Source organism: Paenibacillus sp. KACC 21273 (assembly GCF_028736095.1).
Classification (GTDB): domain Bacteria; phylum Bacillota; class Bacilli; order Paenibacillales; family Paenibacillaceae; genus Saccharibacillus; species Saccharibacillus kyungheensis.
In genome coordinates this window covers 578,774-597,685 of sequence record NZ_CP117876.1, presented here as the reverse complement: position 1 = coordinate 597,685, position 18,912 = coordinate 578,774, and the positions used below count along the sequence as shown (strand labels likewise).

Here is an 18,912-nt window from a genome sequence, read left to right as displayed (position 1 = left end):
CTCTCCTATAGAAGAAAACTACCGATTCGGGATATCTACGATTATTTTATATTAGTTGTGTGCTATACGCATAGCATGTTGATGACGAACTTCGCTCACTTGTTGTTCTTTTTGTACCGCTTCAGCAATATGACCTTCCAGCGCATAAGGCAGACACAAAGGCACTCCACTGCGCGGATCTGTGACGATATCCGCTTCGATACCAAATACGTTACGAAGCACATCACAAGAAACCACTTCTACTGGTGTTCCTTCTGCTACCGCTTTACCATTTTTGATCGCGATCATATGATGAGCATAACGAGAAGCATGGTTCAGATCATGCACAACCATCACAATGGTACGTTGAGAGTCAGCATTCAGCTTTTCTAACAATTGCAGTACTTCTAATTGATGCGCCATATCTAAAAAGGTCGTCGGCTCATCCAAAAATAAAATCTCGGTATCTTGTGCAAGTGCCATTGCAATCCAGGCACGTTGACGCTGACCACCGGATAGCTGATCGATAGGACGATCATAGAAATCGACCATACCGGTCGCTTCGATAGCCCATTCCACCATCGCTTTATCTTCTGCTTTCATCGAACCGAATCCTTTTTGATAAGGAAAACGTCCATACGAGACCAATTCAGTGACAGTTAATCCTTCAGGTGCTGTCGGATTCTGAGGCAAAATGGCTAATTGCTTGGCAATTTCACGAGTAGATTGTTTGTGGATCGATTTGCCGTCCAGTAATACTGCTCCCGATTTGGGTTGCATAATACGTGCCATCGTTTTCAGTATCGTTGATTTGCCTGAACCATTGGCTCCGACTAATGCTGTAATCTGTCCTTGAGGAATCTGTACACTCAAGTCTTGTACAATCAAACGATCTTCATATGCAATATCAAGCTTAGACGTCATTAAACGAACCATTGTTATCCACCCTTTTCAGTGAACCCGATGTATGATACACCTGACTCCACTCTGTATTTTCAATCTTATATTGAACGATTACCATTCATCATTAACAACAGCGACACAACTTGTTCATTTTATATTTTGCTTGGGAGTACTGCGCCTATCATTTACTGTTATGCTTTGGAACGTGCTAATAAGTATAAGAAGTATGGTGCACCAATAATAGCAACCATCACCCCTGCGGGAATTTCAGAATTTTGCAATAGTGATCGACCGACCATATCTGCTGTTAGCAACAGTACAGCGCCGATCAATGCAGATACTGGAATCACATGCTCATAACGAGGCCCTACCAGACGACGAGCAATATGCGGACCAAGTAGACCGATAAATCCAATCCCTCCACTCACTGCTACACAAGCGGCGCTAATCGCTACCGCAACGACTAACAATATCATTCTTTGTATATTCAGATGGGAGCCCAGCCCTGTAGCTGTCGCATCTCCCAAAGAGAACACATCCAATTGTCTTGCTTTCCACAACGCTATCGGAATAAGTACGATTAACCATGGTAATAAAGCAATCACGAATTTCCAGCTACTGCCCCAGATACTTCCGGCTTGCCATGTAGCAATAAAGTTAAATTCATTCGGATCTAATCGAATCGTAAGTACGATCATTAATGCATTAATTCCTGCGGCAAGTGCTATCCCTGATAAGACCAGACGTGCAGACGATATTCCTTTATGACGTTTGTATGCCATCAGATAAATAATAATCGCCGCTGCAAAGGCTCCGATTAATGCTAGAAAAGGCAATAACATCGGTGAAGTAGATTCACGTTGCGGATTCGTCACTACATATAATACGACCGCTAATCCTGCTCCCGAGTTAATACCAAGAATCCCCGGATCGGCGAGTCCATTGCGAGATACCCCTTGCAGAATAGCTCCTGCTATCGCCAGGCCAATTCCTACTAACAAAGCAATCACAATTCGGGGCAATCGAAATTCAAATAAAATCAAATGTTGCTTCGGTGTTCCGCCTCCAAATAAAGTACTTAATACTTCCAGTGGAGACATTTTACTAAATCCTGTATTCATGCTTAGCAACAAAACGCCAAAAGCGATCAGTGCTAACACAATTAATGTAATGGTTGTGCGTATCGTACGCTTCCGGTGAAACATCGCTTGATTCACAGATTATCCCTCACTTTCTTCCGAATAATATAGAAGAAGTAAGGCACACCGATCACAGCAATAAGTGCACTAACCGGTGTTTCATGAGGAGGATTACTTAATCGTCCTATCGTATCTGCAAATACCATCAACAATGCTCCTAAAATCGCAGACGTAGGAATCACCCATTTATAATCGACGCCTACCATCGCACGCGCCGCATGCGGGATCATTAGACCTAGAAAGCCTACAGCTCCCACTGTCGATACCGAAGCTCCTGCTAACACCATGACAGCCAGTACAGCGCCTAAGCGTACTAATGCTGTACGTTGTCCCAATCCAGAAGCGACATCATCACCCAGACTGAGAATCGTTATCGAACGAGAAAGGAATAAAGAACCAATTAGCGCTAACAGAATCCACGGCCATAATATATCTACCTGCGACCATGTAACCCCTGCGACACCACCGGCATACCAGAACGCTATATCTTGTGAGATTCGAAAATACAATGCAATCCCTTCTGATAATGCGACTAATAAAGCTGCAACTGCTGATCCTGCTAATGCCAGACGTACCGGACTTAGTCCACCTTTGGCAAGTGAACCGATTCCATAGACCAGCCCTACACCAAGCGCCGCTCCTGCAAAAGAGAACAGAATTAATTGATTAAATGACAGCCCTGGAAAAAAAGCAAAACAAAGTGCTAATACAAATCCTGCTCCTGCATTAACCCCGAGTAACCCCGGGTCTGCGATTGGGTTGCGTGTCATTCCTTGCATCAATGCGCCGGATACAGCAAAAGCCGCTCCAACCAGTGCACCTGCAATCGTACGTGGTAAGCGAAGTTCCCAAATGATTTGATGATCACTATTTGAAGGATTAAAAGCCACTAACGCTTGCCAGACTTCTTCAAGCGGAATATCTTTACTTCCTTTTGCAATTGAAAATGCACAACCTAATATCAACAGGACAAGCCCACCGATGATGATCGAAATTGCTGTGTAAGGACGCGACCATATCTGCTCTTTAGGTGAGGTCTGTCTGCCTTTCACAACATTGCTGCGATTCATAAGCAAGCCTCTTTCTACATCAAAATCTATGTTTTCATTTATAGTCGTTGTTATAAAAGCTATAATTGCATATGTTTAAAGATACTGATAATCATTATCATTTGTCAACACTTATCACAAAAAAACGTCTAAATTCCTCTGTTTTTAGAGAATTTAGACGTTTTGAACTTTCCACTATTATTCTTTTTTAGATAAATACTATTCACAAAGTCTAAATGTACTTCATTTTATGCCAAAATATCACCTTAAAATAAGCTCCAATCGAACTCTTTAGATAGACGCTCTAACAAATGCACACCTGCGATACTATTGCCTCTTTTGTTCAATGAAGGCCCTACCAATCCGATGCCATACTGTCCGGGAACCATCGTCAAGATTCCACCTGACACTCCACTTTTAGCAGGCAGACCGACATCAATCGCAAATTCTCCAGAAGCATTGTACATCCCGCATGTAATCATAAATGTTTTGGCTATCTGTACATAACGACGTGGAATCAATTCTTCACCCGAACAAGGATCTACACCGTCAAAAGCAAGTACAAGCGCCATCCGCGCCAGATCTGCACAATTCACTTCAATCGAACAATGACGGAAATACACTTCTAATACATCATCTACCGGATCTTTAATAATCCCATTTTGCTTGAGAAAATAAGCCAGAGAACGATTCAAATGGCCAGATTCTGTCTCTGATTCGTAGACTGCCAAATTGTAGTCGATTTTATCATTGGCTGCGAGCTTGCGGAAAAATTGAAGCACACGCTCTGACTTTTCTTGCGGATTCTCACCTGAAATCAATGAAGATACAGTGATTGCTCCTGCATTAATCAACGGATTAAACGGAATTCCCGGCTCTACCAATTCTAATTTGATCATCGAATCAAAATCATCGCCTGTCGGTTCTTTTCCTACATTAAAAAATACAGCTTCTTCTCCATGATCCATCAGTGCCAGTATTAAAGTAAATACTTTGGATATACTTTGCATGGTAAAAGGAATACCACAATCTCCTGCTGAGATCACTTTTCCTTGTGAATCGGCGATAAAAATACCTAAAGCATCTTGTGAAGATTTGGCAAGCTCTGGAATATAAGAAGCTACCTTTCCCTGACTGGTATGCAGACGGCTAGTCTCTAACCAATCAGGCAATAATGTTTTTAATCGTTCCATCTGTTCTTGACTCATGGATAGTCCTCCTTCAAATACCTACTTATTTCTATATGTTAATGAGTGTATTGTGATCTCATCATTTCAAATTTTATTTTCTTCATCATCTTATACTAATCTTGATCGAAATTATACTGCTGTCTAATCGATGCTTTACGAATAATCTGAATATACGTTAACATAAACATATGTGTGTTTAACGCTTACATATTTGAAGATAGAAGGTGCATCTATGATTGCTTTGCTAAAATATTTAAAGCCTTATCGTACTGCCGCATTACTGGCTCCTTTGTTAATGATGGTCGAAGTGATCATGGACCTAATGCAACCCAAATTAGTCGCTAGTATTGTCGATCAAGGAATTATGAAAGGCGATCTCGGTCATATTCAGCAGACCGGATTACTGATGATTGGACTCGCTTTGATCGGGATGTTAGGCGGGATCGGCTGTACCATCTATGCCAGTATCGCTTCTCAACATTTTGGTGCAGATATTCGGGCAGAGTTGTTCCAGCATATTCAGCGCTTTTCTTTTCACAATCTAGATCGCTTTTCTTCGGGTTCTTTAATTACACGACTGACAAATGATGTTGTGCAATTGCAGAATTTAGTGTTAATGGCTTTGCGTATGTTAGTGCGTTCCCCTCTATTATCTATCGGTAGTCTGATTATGGCATTTACGATTAGTGTTAAATTAGCGATTATTTTGTTGATTGCTATGCCTATTTTGCTGGTGACATTGATATGGATTATGCGGACAGCTTTTCCTATTTTCAGCCGGGTACAAGCAGAGTTAGATCAGGTCAATACAGTGACTCAAGAGAATCTAGCAGGGATTCGGGTGATCAAAGCTTTTGTACGGGCTATTCATGAAAATAAACGATATGATGTCGTCAATCAAGATTATACGAATATTGCGATCAAAGCGAATCGTGTAGTTGCTCTAATCGGGCCAATTATGATGTTAATTATGGATGTCTGTATTGTAGCGGTGCTCTGGTTCGGGGGTGGACTCACCAAAACGGGTGCTTTGCCTGTAGGTGATCTGATTGCTTTTATCAACTATGCGACACAGGTACTCATGTCTCTTATGATGTTGAGTATGACTCTGATGTCTGTGTCTCGCGCTACTGCCTCAGCAGAACGGATCAATGAAGTATTGCATACCGAACCTGATATTAGTGCGCCTGCTCAACCGATCACACCTGATCCACATCAAAAAGGACGACTTGAATTTCAAAATGTTTCTTTTGCTTATGATGCTCATTCTCCTGCGGTATTGGATCAGATTAGCTTTGTCGCTACAGCAGGACAGACGATTGCGATTCTAGGAGCTACCGGTGCAGGCAAGTCCAGTCTGGTTCATCTGATTCCGCGGATGTATGATGTCACCAGTGGAGCTGTATTGGTCAATGATGTAGATGTACAACAATGGGATCTAGATCAACTACGCAGTTCTATCGGAATCGTGTTGCAACAAGCATTATTATTTAGCGGTAGTATCCGTGATAATATTCGTTACGGTAGACCAAATGCATCACAAGAAGAAGTAGAATCGGCTGCTAGAGCGGCGCAAGCTCATGAATTTATAGAAAAACTGCCTGAAGGTTATGATACGTTACTCGGACAACGGGGAGTTAATTTATCAGGAGGTCAAAAACAGCGTCTATCTATCGCACGTGCCTTACTGATTCAGCCTCCACTTCTTATCATGGATGATAGCACCAGCGCTGTCGATCTGCGTACAGAAGCATTGATCCAAAAAGCGCTTGAAGAACGATTATCTGCCAGTACACGCTTGATTATTGCTCAGCGTATCACTTCTGTACTGGATGCTGACCTGATATTGATTATGGAAGATGGTCAAATTATTGATCGTGGCGATCATGCTTACTTGATCAAGCATAGTACAGCCTATCAAGAAATATATCGTTCGCAATTAGGACAGGAGGTTGAAGCTCATGGGTAATCCGATGATGCCCGGTAGAGCCGGGCGATCAAATAGCGCTCCTGTCAAAGCCAAAAATGCCAAAGGAACAGTACGCCGTCTCTGGGATTATTTACGTCAACAACGCAAAGGTCTGTTGCTTGTATTTCTATTGACGTTACTCGGGACAGCATTCAATCTAATTACTCCCTATTTGCTGGGAACAGTCGCTTTTGATCGCTACATTTTAACAGGTAATTATGCAGGCTTAGCTCAGCTCTGTGTATGGTTACTCGCTCTATATGTGGTCGCTAGTCTGACCAGTTGGGTACAAGCGTATATTATGACTGCTGTCTCACAACAGACAGTATTTCAGATTAGACGTGATCTATTCAAACATTTACATGACTTGCCATTGCGCTTTTTCGATACACATAGCAGTGGTGATCTGATGAGTCGCTCTACCAATGATATAGAAAATGTAACGACCACACTCAATCAAAGTGTTGTACAGATTATGACCAGTGCTCTTACTCTGGTCGGTACGCTAACTATTATGTTAGTGCTCAATATTTGGTTAACGCTGGTTACACTGGTGACTGTACCGATTATGTTCTGGCTCACACGATTGATCACCCGTCATACCCGTCGCTATTTTGGCGCGCAACAAAAAGAATTAGGCGGACTTAATGGATATATCGAAGAAACGGTATCCGGTCAAAAGGTTGTCAAAGCCTATGTTCAAGAATCTCGTAGCCTTGCTGAATTTAACGATATTAATCACCGCTTACTGCATGCTAGTATTCGTGCGCAGAGCTGGTCAGGCAATATTGGACCGGTCATGAATCTGGTGAACAATATTAGTTATGCGTTGATTGCTTTGTCGGGTGGATGGTTATTTTTGCAAGGAATGACCAGTGTAGGGGTAATCGTCAGTTTTCTTAGTTATTCTAAGCAATTCAGTCGACCGATCAATGAACTGGCAAATCAATTCAATCTACTGCAATCTGCTATTGCTGGAGCCGAACGTGTATTTGAAGTATTGGACGAACGTCCTGAAAGTACGGATGATGAGAAAACAGCGGTACACCAATTGCCTGCTCAAGTGCATGGTGAAGTGATTTTTGAGCATGTTCAATTTAGCTACAAAGCAGGCTCACCCATTTTGCGAGACGTATCGCTAACCGCTAAGCCCGGGCAGACGATTGCTCTTGTTGGTCCTACTGGAGCAGGTAAAACAACGATTATTAATTTGCTCACTCGTTTCTACGAAATTGATAGCGGTACAATTACGATCGATGGTGAAGATATTCGTCTACTGGATAAAGAAAATTTGCGTAGCCGGATCGGGATTGTGTTGCAAGATGCTTATTTATTTTCCGGTACAGTACGCGATAATATTCGTTATGGACGGTTGGAAGCCACCGATCAAGAGATTGAAGAAGCCGCCAAGCTGGCGAATGCCCATTCCTTTATTCACAAATTACCAGAAGGCTATGATTCGATTCTCTCTGCAGATGGAAGCAATCTGAGTCAAGGGCAACGCCAATTGCTAACGATAGCCCGCGCGATTCTTGCGAATCCATCGGTGCTTATTCTGGATGAAGCAACCAGTAGTGTGGATACACGTACAGAAATGCATATTCAGACAGCGATGAAGCAATTGATGCAAGGACGTACTAGCTTTGTTATTGCTCACAGGCTGAGTACGATTCGTGAAGCTGATCAGATTCTGGTCATCCAGAGTGGTGAAGTGGTAGAGCGTGGAACTCATGATGAGTTACTTCAAGCAGGTGGATTCTATCATGATCTGTATCAAAGTCAATTCAATCGAGTGGTGTAGTGGAGTTAAGTAGATCACTTTCACTTCAATAAGCGTATATGGTTTTTAGATTGTCGCATTTATAGATCACAGTAACTAATCGAATAACATTCTACTGTAAAATACAATAAAGAATAACCCTCTAGTGTGTGAATACTCTAGAGGGTTATTCTTTGTTTTTTATGATTTTAGGCTGTTTGTTTTGTAGCTTTCTATTTTCAGTTAGCGATTGGTATCTACTAATTCACCAGGATTCTCTGTATTCCGAGTGATATTGATAATAATCAAAAAGTTAGATTTTTGTTTGGATTTTGATACTTTTACGACTTGATGCACTTCTACATAATCATGTTCATACTGCTTCTGACTACGTACAATCTCTTGAAGAGTATTTGCTAAAGAAGTCTGCTCGCAATTAGCAACAGTAAGATCGATATATGTTTGGAATTTTTGAATCGTCATTGTGTTATCCATTTCTTATTGAGTGATTGATCTGTAGATTATACATCTTAGTCCGTTACGGTTGATTTCACTTTGCTTTCTTTACGTCCACCGAATTTGAATACAAGTATTCCGCCAATAATAACTAGAACCCCGATCAATTTAGCCGGTGTAAAAGGAATCTTTTCTAATCCTAACCAGCCCAGCGAATCCCACAATAGTGCGGTTCCAAGCTGTGCTGTGAGTACGATCGAGATCGCATATGTAGGGCCTAATCGTCTCATTCCTTGCACCAGACAGAACACAACACCGACACCGATCATGCCGCTGAACCAGTACCATAATTGTACATGTTGAAGAGTAAATGTATTTTTCCCTTCAAAAATCAGACTTGCTAGTAACGAAGCCACAAATCCCATAAATAGGACTAACATCGTTGTTGTCCATGAACCTGTTCGTTCATTGACTTTATTATTAAATACAGTCTGCATACTTACCAATGCTCCTGCTATCGCCGCCAAAACAATACCAAATAATATCATGTCACTGCTCCTACCTGTTTAATCTATAATTACTCATAAATATTATGCCCTGCTAATGATTCTAACCCTGCTCGATTCTGAATGATTAGATACTCTGACGTGCGCTTGACCAATCCATCATGAGCTAATTTCTGAATGACACGATTGAGATGCCGATAACTGGTACCGATCAGATTTGCTACATCGACCAGACTGGAAATACGCAATTCTTCATAACCATCTGCTGGATCTTCATCACAAGCTACAGACAGCATATAACTGGCTAACCGAATTTCTACCGGATACATGAGATTAAAGCGAGAATAGTTAGAACTGCTATAAAATTTACGTGTCATCATTTGTAGCAAAAATTGCAGCAAGGGTACATGGTCACTCCCATATTGAACTAACCATTTACGATGAATACGCAGAAAGTGTACCGAAGATACTGCTTCAACAGTATTGATCACTTTATCGTTGCCATTGATATATTCGACATCACCTATAAATTCAAGCGGGGTTTTGAAGCATAGAATTAATGTTCTGCCTTCTTGTGAAGTCGTATAAATTTTGATCTTCCCATGAACCAATATATCCAGATGCTCAATATCATCACCTTGTGTGCACAAAATATCTCCTTGTTCCAAGCGGAATACCGATAGATACGGAAATAAAACTTGAGGAAAATGGGCTCCCAAATCGTGCAACTTCCAGTAATACTCAACCTGCGCTTGATCTTGATTATCGTTCATCGTATTTGCTCACCTTTTTGATCAGAATTTCAAAATAATCACGCCTGCAATCATCATCGCTAACCCTATAAATTGAGGCATCTTCATCTTCTGCTTCACGACACCGAACCAACCGTTAATATCAATAATAAAAGTTAGACACAACTGAGCAATCAATAGCGCCGAAATCGTTAACGTTACCCCGATCTGCTGTATAGCGGTGACTTCGGTAAAAATAATAATCGCAGCAAATGCACCACCTGCTAAATAAAGAGGTTTAACCTTTTTATAATCGCCAAGCTTTCCATCACGTACAAATAACCAGATCAAGGCAGCAATAATAAAGCCTGTTAACTGCGTAATCGTAGCGGCTTGCCATGTTCCAATATCTTGACTGATACGTGTATTCGCTACCCCTTGTAACGTGATACAAGCTCCGCCTAATAAAGCAAATAAAATTCCTTTCATCGTTGCTAATTCTCCTTATGATTTAGACATTTCTTTGTACTCTTATTAAAAACGATCTTTCCCTTAGAGATAAAGGACATATGTCCCAAACCTCATCATAAAAAATCCCCTTTACGATCAAAGGGGATAAAATAGGACTATTAACGTTTGCCACCACGACGGGCATTATCTGACGGACGACCAGAAGAACGACCACCACTACTAGGCTTGCCTGTAGAAGGACGGTTGTTGCGTCCACCATTACTGCTACTATTTTTGCCATACGTGCGTTCTGCACGACCGCTACCTGTACCTTCGCTACGACGTCCACCAGCGTTGCTGTTACTTCCAGCTCCACCGTATTCGCGTGTACGATCTGAATCGCCTGAGGAAATTGTACGACCTTTGGAAGCATCTCTGCGGAAAGAAGGAGCATCGTCTGTGCGACGTGTTGATCTTGGAGCAGAACCACTACCTGAACGTGCTTGATCTTTACGACCATAACTACGTTCCGGGCGTTCACTACGAGCACTTGACTCTTTTGCTTCTGGACGAGCAGTCGTACGTACAGAAGGTGTAGATTCTCTGCGTTCTCCACGTTTACCTGTACCACCTTTACTTGCAAAACGATCACGTTCTGAAGTAGAAGAAGAACGACCACGACCGCCTGAGCGTCCACCTGAAGATTCTTCGCGATAAGCACCACGACGTGCATCTCCACGTTTACCATCTTTTTTGCGATCTTGATCACGAGATTTATGATTAGCACGTCTGCCTGCTTTGGCTTCTACATTAGACAACAATTCACCAGAATCATCTGACTCTATCGATGTGCGAGCAATTTGACGCTCTAATTTCTGTGAAGTGCCTTGTTCGATTGCTTGTAATTCATCACGATCATGTGGAGTCACAAATGTGATCGCTTTTCCTGTTTCACCTGCACGACCGGTACGTCCGATACGATGAATATAATATTCAGCATCTTGTGGGATATCATAGTTGAATACATGTGTTATTCCTTCTACATCAATACCACGAGCCGCTACATCAGTCGCAACCAGTAATTGCAATTTCGCTTCACGGAACGCGCGCATGACTTGCTCACGTTTGTTTTGAGACAAATCGCCATGAAGTTCATCCGAAGAATAACCCAGTTCTTTAAGCTGTTGATTCAGTTCAGCCGCCCGTTTTTTGGTACGACAGAAGATCACCGCTAGATATGGTTTTTCTTTTTCCAAATATTCACGTAATGCAGGTAGCTTACCACGAGGAGTACACTCTACCACTAATTGACGGATCAATTTCAACGGTACGCTTTCAGCAGGGCCGACACGAATATCTTTTGGTGTACGCATATATTGCGCAGATAGACGACGAATACCATCAGGAATTGTTGCTGAAAATAACATCGTTTGACGTGCTGGAGAAGTAGCATTAATCATTTTTTCAACATCAGGCAAAAATCCCATGTGTAGCATTTGATCCGCTTCATCCAGTACCAGTGTACGAATCTTCGTTAGATCCAGTGTCCCTCTACCCATATGGTCAATCAGACGACCCGGTGTACCTACAACAAGGTGACATCCACCTTCAAGCTTGCGTAATTGACGTTCTACATCTTGTCCACCATAAGCAGCAAGAATACGTACACCTTCATAAGCAGCGGCTAATTTGTTTGCTTCCGTTGCAATCTGTAGAGCCAACTCACGTGTTGGTGCTATAATCAGCGCTTGAGGTGCTCCAACGGCGTTCAAGTTTAACTTTTCAAAAATTGGCAGTAAAAACGCTAACGTTTTACCTGTACCTGTTTTGGCTTGAACGATTGCGTCTCCGCCTTTAAGTAATCCCGGAATCGACATCTGCTGTACTTCGGTAGGCTGTGTGATTCCACTGGAAGCCATAAGCTCTACGACATTCGGCGAGATGCCGAACTCATTAAAATTTTTCAACTCTATTCACCCATTCTTGTGATCTTTATTCAGCAGCATTTCAAAAAATGCTCTCGTAAAAAGAAGCACCGGTAGATACCGATGCTTACATCTATAACGTCATTTAAAAGTCCGTAGTATGCCATTTTGGATAAACTGCTCTAGCGTCAATATACCGCTTATTTCTAGTTACGTCAATGTCCTGAAGACAATGCAGTTGTTCCTAATTTTTCAAGTAGGAGACGACTTTCTTCATTTAAGCCACGAATATGCACTTCTTTATTCACAGCTTTATACTTTTCTTTGACTTTGGTAATCCCGATAACAGCCGAATGATCCCAAATATGCGAACGAGTAAAGTCGATCACAATCTGTTCTGGATCATCATTTGGCACAAATTGATCTACAAAATAACTCATCGTCCCAAAAAACATCGGTCCACTCACTTCATAGACTTTTACCTGTGCTGGTTGTGCTGTGCCCTGTTCTATAGAAGAAGTTGTATTCTGTTCTACTTTGTTCAATAGATTAGGGTTAGAGATGATATTGCCTGATTCCATCGTTGCAGTGATATGAATACGAGACATTTTCCAACCAAATAGCAATGCACTCATGACTACACCTACGCCGACACCGATAGAAAGGTTATCTGTAGCCACGACAATAGCGACTACCGTCACCATAATAATCGCTTCTGACAAAGGAATCTTATGAATCGTCACTAATGAACGCCAGCTAAAGGTACCAATAGATACCATAACCATAACACCAACCAGAGCACCCATCGGTACTTCACGTACAATATTACCGAGTACTAACAATAAGAATAATAAAAATACCCCTGCGGTTAATGTAGACAATCGTCCACGTCCACCGGATTTGATATTAATTACCGATTGTCCGATCATCGCACAACCTGCCATACCGCCAAAAAATCCGTTAACGATATTAGCAATTCCTTGTCCGCGAGCTTCTCGATTTTTATCGCTTTTGCTATCTGTCATTTCATCTAATATCGTTGCAGTTAACAGCGATTCCAGTAGACCGACAAAAGCAAGCGAAATTGAATACGGTAAAATAATCAGCAACATCTCCAAAGATACATCGATCATCGGTAAATGAAAAACAGGCGGTTGATTCGATAATTGCCCCATATCGCCTACGGTGCGTACATCCAAATGAAGGAAATACGTTAATAACGACATCACAATAATCGCCACCAGTGGTGCAGGTACTGCTTTCGTAAAGCGTGGCAAAATATAGACAATCGCCAGCGTTCCTATCACCATCGCATACATAATCCAGTTCGCCCCAACAAACTGTGGCAATTGCGCCATAAAAATAACAATCGCCAGTGCATTAACAAATCCAGTCATGACTGATTGGGGGATAAAGGTAATAAATCGCCCGATCTTAAACCAGCCGAGTAATACCTGAAAAATACCTGCTAAGATCGTGGCTGCGAATAAATATTCAACACCATGATCGCGTACAAGATCAACTACCAGTACTGCCATTGCGCCTGTAGCCGCCGAGATCATTCCGCTGCGTCCACCTGCAATAGAGATAACGATTGCGATACAGATTGAAGCATATAATCCAACCATTGGATCAACACCAGCAATAATCGAGAATCCGATCGCTTCGGGAATAAGAGCCAAGGCTACAGTAATACCGGCAAGAAGGTCTCCCCGAACATTACTAAACCATTGTTGTTGTAGATTCATGATCATCCTCTTTCCTTGTGTGGAACATAACGAATCTGCCCGGACGTTAAAAACTTTCCGAACGAATATCGCAGACAGTATTCATTATGATATTAAATTCAAAATAAGTAGATTGCTTTCCTCTCGCGGGAAAACAGGAGCCGTAGGTACAGATAGATTTTTATTATACAAAATTTTTTCTATAAAACCTACTTCTTTTTTTGCTGAATTTAAAATATATTGATAAAGGTTCATCTGTAGCTGGATAGATTAATGGGTAACAGAAGATTGGAAATCACTTCGACTTCCTTTATTCGCATGATAAAATAATACGTCTCCATCTTTTAACTGAAATTCAAATCCCCATGGATCTACAACGTGCTTTTGAAATCCTTCCAATTGCCATTGATTCATCAGTGGAGCATTGATATATTGCAAATGTGGCTTCTCCAAATCATTATTCTGAATCGTTTCTATATTAAAGTTAACAACAATATAACCATCTTTCAGAAAAACGGATGAATGCTCGTCTAATCCTTTAGCGCTACTATAAGCTGGATTCGACTGGATATTAGCATCTGTGGAAGGGTCTGTTGTTGTCTGTTTTCGATTTGTATTCGTTGAGCCTGTAAATTGTTCTAAAGCTGTACCTTGTTTGACGACTAGAACATCCGCAGGTAGGCTATATTCTCCGTACCATTTCTGCACCGCTGCTAATGAACGCATCGTGTCATTTCCTTCTGGCAAATTAGTCTGCGGACCGATCAGAGTACGTAGTGGTTGAGTCAACAATAGTTGAGTAAATGTGCCTACATTAACTTTGCGCGCACGACTAGCCTGTTGGAACATCTGAACAGCTTCTTCGGCATTGTTGGGTGATATTATGTTATTTTCTACGGGTGAAGCGGATGAAGATATCGTAGAAAATCCGTTGAAAGAAGAAGCTTCATTAGTATTTTCCATTTTTTGCGCTAAAGATTGTAGTTGCTCTGCTGTAATTTCCCAGGAGATGCCCGTCAGATTTTGCCATAATGAAGTAGTTGCACGTTCTAAAATAATTTTCCAGATAGCAGAATCGGGTGCATTTGCAGAGATAGCTGTAGATTCATTTGCCCCACTAGTATTGCTCTGCATCGGCTTATTCTGTTGGGAAGAATGAGTTTGTTGTAGCAACAGATCATACATATACAGTGCTGTATTTTTTAATTCATCGTCAGGTACATTTCGCAAAGGATCGTTCAAAATAGTATAGCGCTGTACTTTATCTTGCGGTGAACCGATCTTTATTAGATTCTCAGTAGCTGTCGAATAATACAAATCAACTGGAAAAGGGGTTCCACCTTCACGCGGAACATAACTAAAGGTCGGTGTAATACGTATACTGTCTTGTGCTCCAAACATATTACCTTTAGTTTTGAGATCGAATTTGAAATGATAACCTGTTTTCACTGCTAGATTACGATAAAATGGATGGCTACCCTGACGAACAGGAAGTACATAAGGCGTATTATTTCCGCGAGGTGCGCCATCTATTCCATTGGCTCCTACCCAATACGAAGCTTGATCAGGTACATCGATATTTTCCCACGGACGGAACACAATCTGCCAGTTATAATCGGCAATATCTGTAATATGAAAATCATACACTCTTCCAATCACATCGACAGGTACACTTTCAACAGCTACATGATTGTCCAAAGTCACATTCGCATTATGTTGTACTGTAAAAGAAGTTGGTGCATTTTCAGAAATCGTACGAAATAGAATCTGGTATTTTCCTTCATCTACCCATACCGGCAAAAAGAAAAAGGTATCGAGTTGTTTCACTGGTACATCAACCCATGTATTTTTCGGAATAAATGTCGTCTGCTCCTTGTTATACACATCGAAAGGAAATTGTACTTGCTTGGTACGGACATACTTCGCATAATCTCGATGACCATAACCAGGATAAGTAATATGCTGTCCTGTTGTTGGAATCCGTACAGAAAAAGGACGATCTAAGATCAAAGCTGAACTGTATAGGTCAGGTGTTGTTTTCTGATTATGCTTCTGGTCGTCCGAGACAAGAGAGTAATTTACAACAGGTGTATGTACGGTTACGGTATTGATGCCTGTAATCGGAAAATTCTGATCTCCACTACCTTGCACATGTTGCTCTAACATCTTGTAATAGATTGTTCCTGTTGTTATTGTATTGGCTTTGTTAATAAGCTTAGGGCTAATAAGCTGAGAACCTACATATAACACTTTTTCGCTAGAATCTTTGAATGAGCGAATTTGACGGGGTACTGGGATTTCTTTGGGTGTAGGAGCTGTTTTTAGAATCCATTCTCCATTCATCACTTCCGTATCTTTTCCTTCAAAAGAAAACTGAATAGTATCATTTTTGACTTCTGTATCATCTGTGTTGCCTTCTGCAATATTTTTTAATTTGGATTCATCATTCGGTGTTCTTGGACGACCTTGTTTACCACCATCTAATGTTGGTGGAGAATATTTCACCGGAATATCATCATCAGGCTTAACATGGTCTTCTACTTTATCGCTGTGTTCTAGTTCTACATTAGGTGGAGTATAACCAGTCGTAGGTATAGATACTTTCCCACCGGGTAGAGCATAGTTAGACATTGTAGCCTGATCTAGACCGAGTACTTCAAGTACTTTGATCTTCCAGTAATCATAGTCTCTTGTATACGAAAAATTGTAAGTCTTCGTATCTGTATCTGATTTAGAAACCCAACGTTCATTATCTCCACTTCCACGCTTTTCTTTCCACTTGAGCTTATAAACTACTTTGACTTTGCATTTGTATTCTACTTGTCCATCCATATTATCAAAGGTATGCTGGAACAAATAATTATATCCCCATGCATTGGCATATAAATGCTCAGAAGTGGGTATTGCGCGAGTCGCATCAAAGTGACGATTATTAGTATTGTCATCTGCTAGGATATGACCTTGTGCTTGTGGATCTAATAGTGATTTATTTGTTGTGGTTTTCACAGAGGGTGGCAAGATTGTATATTCGCAAAGACTGTCTTCTTTGGGAGGCTCAGTTGGAACGGTACACTCTTCTGCATCAGGATCAAGCTCACATGGATCTGAGATTACATCATAGTACTGATAAGCAATATACTTTTCAAAAGAGCCAGAGTATTTAAATTTGGGTGGATCCCCTGTTATCATCTCTCCTGTAGGATCTTCGCCAGTCGTACTCTTTTTATATCCAACATATTTGTATTTTGGATTCTCTGGATGTGTAAAAACATACTCTGTACCTGGCTTCATCTCTTCGATACGAGGAGGAAAAACATCGTTAAGAGATTTACCATCTTTGGTTTTGTAGTATACGTTTAATTCTGAGTCTAGTTCGATTGTAAATAAAACGGGAGCGTAGATCCGATAACCTTTAACTCCTTCATTACAGCGATCCCCACAATCCTCGGTAATATTTTTAGTTTTCCCAGAATTAGTATTCAACTTCATTTTAATTTTAAATGGAATGGAGGCAGTATCCGTACCTATTCCCGAAGTGGTAAATGATAATGTGTTTTCTTTACCACCATTAGATACAATGTATTCATAACTTTTCCAAGAATCAGTACGTGAAGCATCAAAATAAATTAAGTTATCCGCAGTAGGTTCAAATTGTTCCGCTGTTATGCTTTTTATTTTACGATTAGGAAACTTGAAAATATAGTCTTGTGTGGCTTCTCCAAAATCCCCTACTTGAGGTTGCTTACCTAAATCCCAAGTATTACCAAACCACATATCAAAGTACATCATGCCTACAAAATAACGATAGTTTGCATCTGTTGCATTAGCTTCTTCATTTTTATAAAAGCTAACCGGTGTAACAGCACTATTTGATTCAGCAGCAAAAGAATTATGATTTGCTGGGAATACTAAAGTGGGTATTAAAAATATAATTACTAAAACTACACAAATAAAAGCCCGATATTTAAATAAAAAGGAAGCCATATTAGTTTCTCCAAGGATTAGTTATAAGAACCAAATTAGTATTAGAAGCATCAAGTAAGTTAATATATTTAATATCTTTTATAGACAAAGGTTTTTTATCAATGATTCCATCTAAGTCGACATCAGCTCTTGAATAAATTTCGTAAAAGTTGTATTCGGTACCATCCGCATTTTTTTTGGTCATATCTTCTCTTGGCATACGATATCGACCATCTCCTTTTGCTGTAAGGAAAAGAATATTGTTAGTACTTCCAGTCGAACGAACCTTTAAATATTCAACATCTCCTCTAGTATAGAGCTCCATGCTGTAAATAGAGACATCATCAATAGTTACGGCTGGCAAATGATTAAACTTGACATTAACTACCACAGTATAAGGAGTTTTTCCATGGCTTTTCATAAAATAAAAATTGTTTTTCATCGAAGCGAAATAAGTTCTATAAGGTTCAATCGATTGTTTTTTCAAATTTAACTCATCAATCGTTGGAACTTCCTTGTTTCCAATCCACACCCACTTGCCAATTTGATCCCAATTCACTGTCTGTCCTAATCCTTCACTAACAAGACGTAACGGTACAAACGTGCGACTTTGTTTCAAAATAATCTTACTATCATACGTCTTACTTTCACCATCGACTACTGCTGTAGCTGATCCGACTGTCATAGAGACAGTATGCTTGTCAGTTTTTAAAGTAACAATCTGCTTTCCTCCAGCCTTACTCCATCCCACTTTAGCGCCCAATTTTTCAGATACAAATCGAATAGGCACCATTACCGCATTGCTATCATCTTGAAAAGGTTTGGCATCAGGAAATGCCATTTTGCGTGCGTCTAACAATACTTCGATTTGTGGTTTATTGGTCGCTGCATCCACTTGAGGTACATTTACACCTATTCCTGTAAATAATATCGTTGCCGCAAGTACAGTCATTATTTTCTTTTTCATTTTCTTTCCCCCTGAATAAAATATAGGCACTATAGACTAATATGTATCTTAAGAACTACAAAATTCATTATAAAAGATAATTCACTTTCTTCCAAGACCTAATCTTTATAGCTGAATTTGGAAAATAAAACACCTTCAT

General features: G+C 40.6%; 14 protein-coding genes. 2 read left to right on the top strand and 12 right to left on the bottom strand.

Going from position 1 to position 18,912, the window contains the following annotated elements; all coding sequences use genetic code 11:
* Positions 1-51 precede the first annotated feature (51 nt).
* The 4 genes from PQ460_RS02680 to glsA all read right to left on the bottom strand — a co-directional run bounded on the left by PQ460_RS02680 (position 52) and on the right by glsA (position 4,338).
* A complete protein-coding gene (locus PQ460_RS02680; protein ID WP_273613831.1) occupies positions 52-915 on the bottom strand; it encodes an ABC transporter ATP-binding protein in 864 nt (287 codons plus the stop codon).
* Between the two features lie 158 nt (positions 916-1,073).
* Entirely contained in the window at positions 1,074-2,087 is a 1,014-nt protein-coding gene (locus tag PQ460_RS02675) for a FecCD family ABC transporter permease (RefSeq protein WP_274171708.1), read from the bottom strand.
* An 8-nt stretch (positions 2,088-2,095) separates the two neighbouring features.
* Entirely contained in the window at positions 2,096-3,151 is a 1,056-nt protein-coding gene (locus PQ460_RS02670; RefSeq protein ID WP_273613833.1) for a FecCD family ABC transporter permease, read from the bottom strand.
* Positions 3,152-3,396: 245 nt separating this feature from the next.
* On the bottom strand, positions 3,397-4,338 hold the full coding sequence (gene glsA, locus PQ460_RS02665) for a glutaminase A (protein ID WP_204826224.1): 942 nt from the start codon (positions 4,336-4,338) through the stop codon (positions 3,397-3,399).
* Positions 4,339-4,552: 214 nt separating this feature from the next.
* Between glsA and PQ460_RS02660 the strand changes: the two genes are divergently transcribed.
* Positions 4,553-6,289, top strand: a complete 1,737-nt coding sequence (locus PQ460_RS02660; protein ID WP_274171707.1) for an ABC transporter ATP-binding protein — start codon at positions 4,553-4,555, stop codon at positions 6,287-6,289.
* Positions 6,282-8,090: an ABC transporter ATP-binding protein gene (locus PQ460_RS02655; protein ID WP_273613835.1), complete on the top strand. Its 1,809-nt coding sequence runs from the start codon at positions 6,282-6,284 to the stop codon at positions 8,088-8,090. Before PQ460_RS02660 ends, PQ460_RS02655 begins: the two co-directional genes overlap by 8 nt.
* A gap of 201 nt (positions 8,091-8,291) precedes the next feature.
* On the opposite strand, the gene PQ460_RS02650 is transcribed toward PQ460_RS02655, so the two are convergent.
* The 8 genes from PQ460_RS02650 to PQ460_RS02615 all read right to left on the bottom strand — a co-directional run bounded on the left by PQ460_RS02650 (position 8,292) and on the right by PQ460_RS02615 (position 18,773).
* A complete protein-coding gene (locus PQ460_RS02650) occupies positions 8,292-8,531 on the bottom strand; it encodes a hypothetical protein (protein ID WP_274171706.1) in 240 nt (79 codons plus the stop codon).
* Positions 8,532-8,578: 47 nt separating this feature from the next.
* Complete coding sequence (locus tag PQ460_RS02645) at positions 8,579-9,049, bottom strand: DMT family transporter (protein ID WP_274172863.1); 471 nt, start codon at positions 9,047-9,049, stop codon at positions 8,579-8,581.
* A gap of 32 nt (positions 9,050-9,081) precedes the next feature.
* Positions 9,082-9,783 carry a Crp/Fnr family transcriptional regulator gene (locus PQ460_RS02640; protein ID WP_274171705.1) on the bottom strand — a complete coding sequence of 234 codons (702 nt, stop codon included), beginning with the start codon at positions 9,781-9,783 and terminating at the stop codon, positions 9,082-9,084.
* Between the two features lie 21 nt (positions 9,784-9,804).
* The gene (locus tag PQ460_RS02635) at positions 9,805-10,230 is read right to left on the bottom strand and encodes a DMT family transporter (protein WP_273613837.1); all 426 of its coding nucleotides are present in this window, start codon (positions 10,228-10,230) and stop codon (positions 9,805-9,807) included.
* Positions 10,231-10,370: 140 nt separating this feature from the next.
* The gene (locus PQ460_RS02630) at positions 10,371-12,158 is read right to left on the bottom strand and encodes a DEAD/DEAH box helicase (protein ID WP_274171704.1); all 1,788 of its coding nucleotides are present in this window, start codon (positions 12,156-12,158) and stop codon (positions 10,371-10,373) included.
* 173 nt (positions 12,159-12,331) lie between these two features.
* Positions 12,332-13,864 carry a SulP family inorganic anion transporter gene (locus tag PQ460_RS02625; RefSeq protein WP_274171703.1) on the bottom strand — a complete coding sequence of 511 codons (1,533 nt, stop codon included), beginning with the start codon at positions 13,862-13,864 and terminating at the stop codon, positions 12,332-12,334.
* 249 nt (positions 13,865-14,113) lie between these two features.
* Complete coding sequence (locus PQ460_RS02620) at positions 14,114-17,827, bottom strand: DUF5704 domain-containing protein (RefSeq protein WP_274171702.1); 3,714 nt, start codon at positions 17,825-17,827, stop codon at positions 14,114-14,116.
* Between the two features lies 1 nt (position 17,828).
* Entirely contained in the window at positions 17,829-18,773 is a 945-nt protein-coding gene (locus tag PQ460_RS02615) for a copper amine oxidase N-terminal domain-containing protein (RefSeq protein ID WP_274171701.1), read from the bottom strand.
* Positions 18,774-18,912 lie beyond the last annotated feature (139 nt).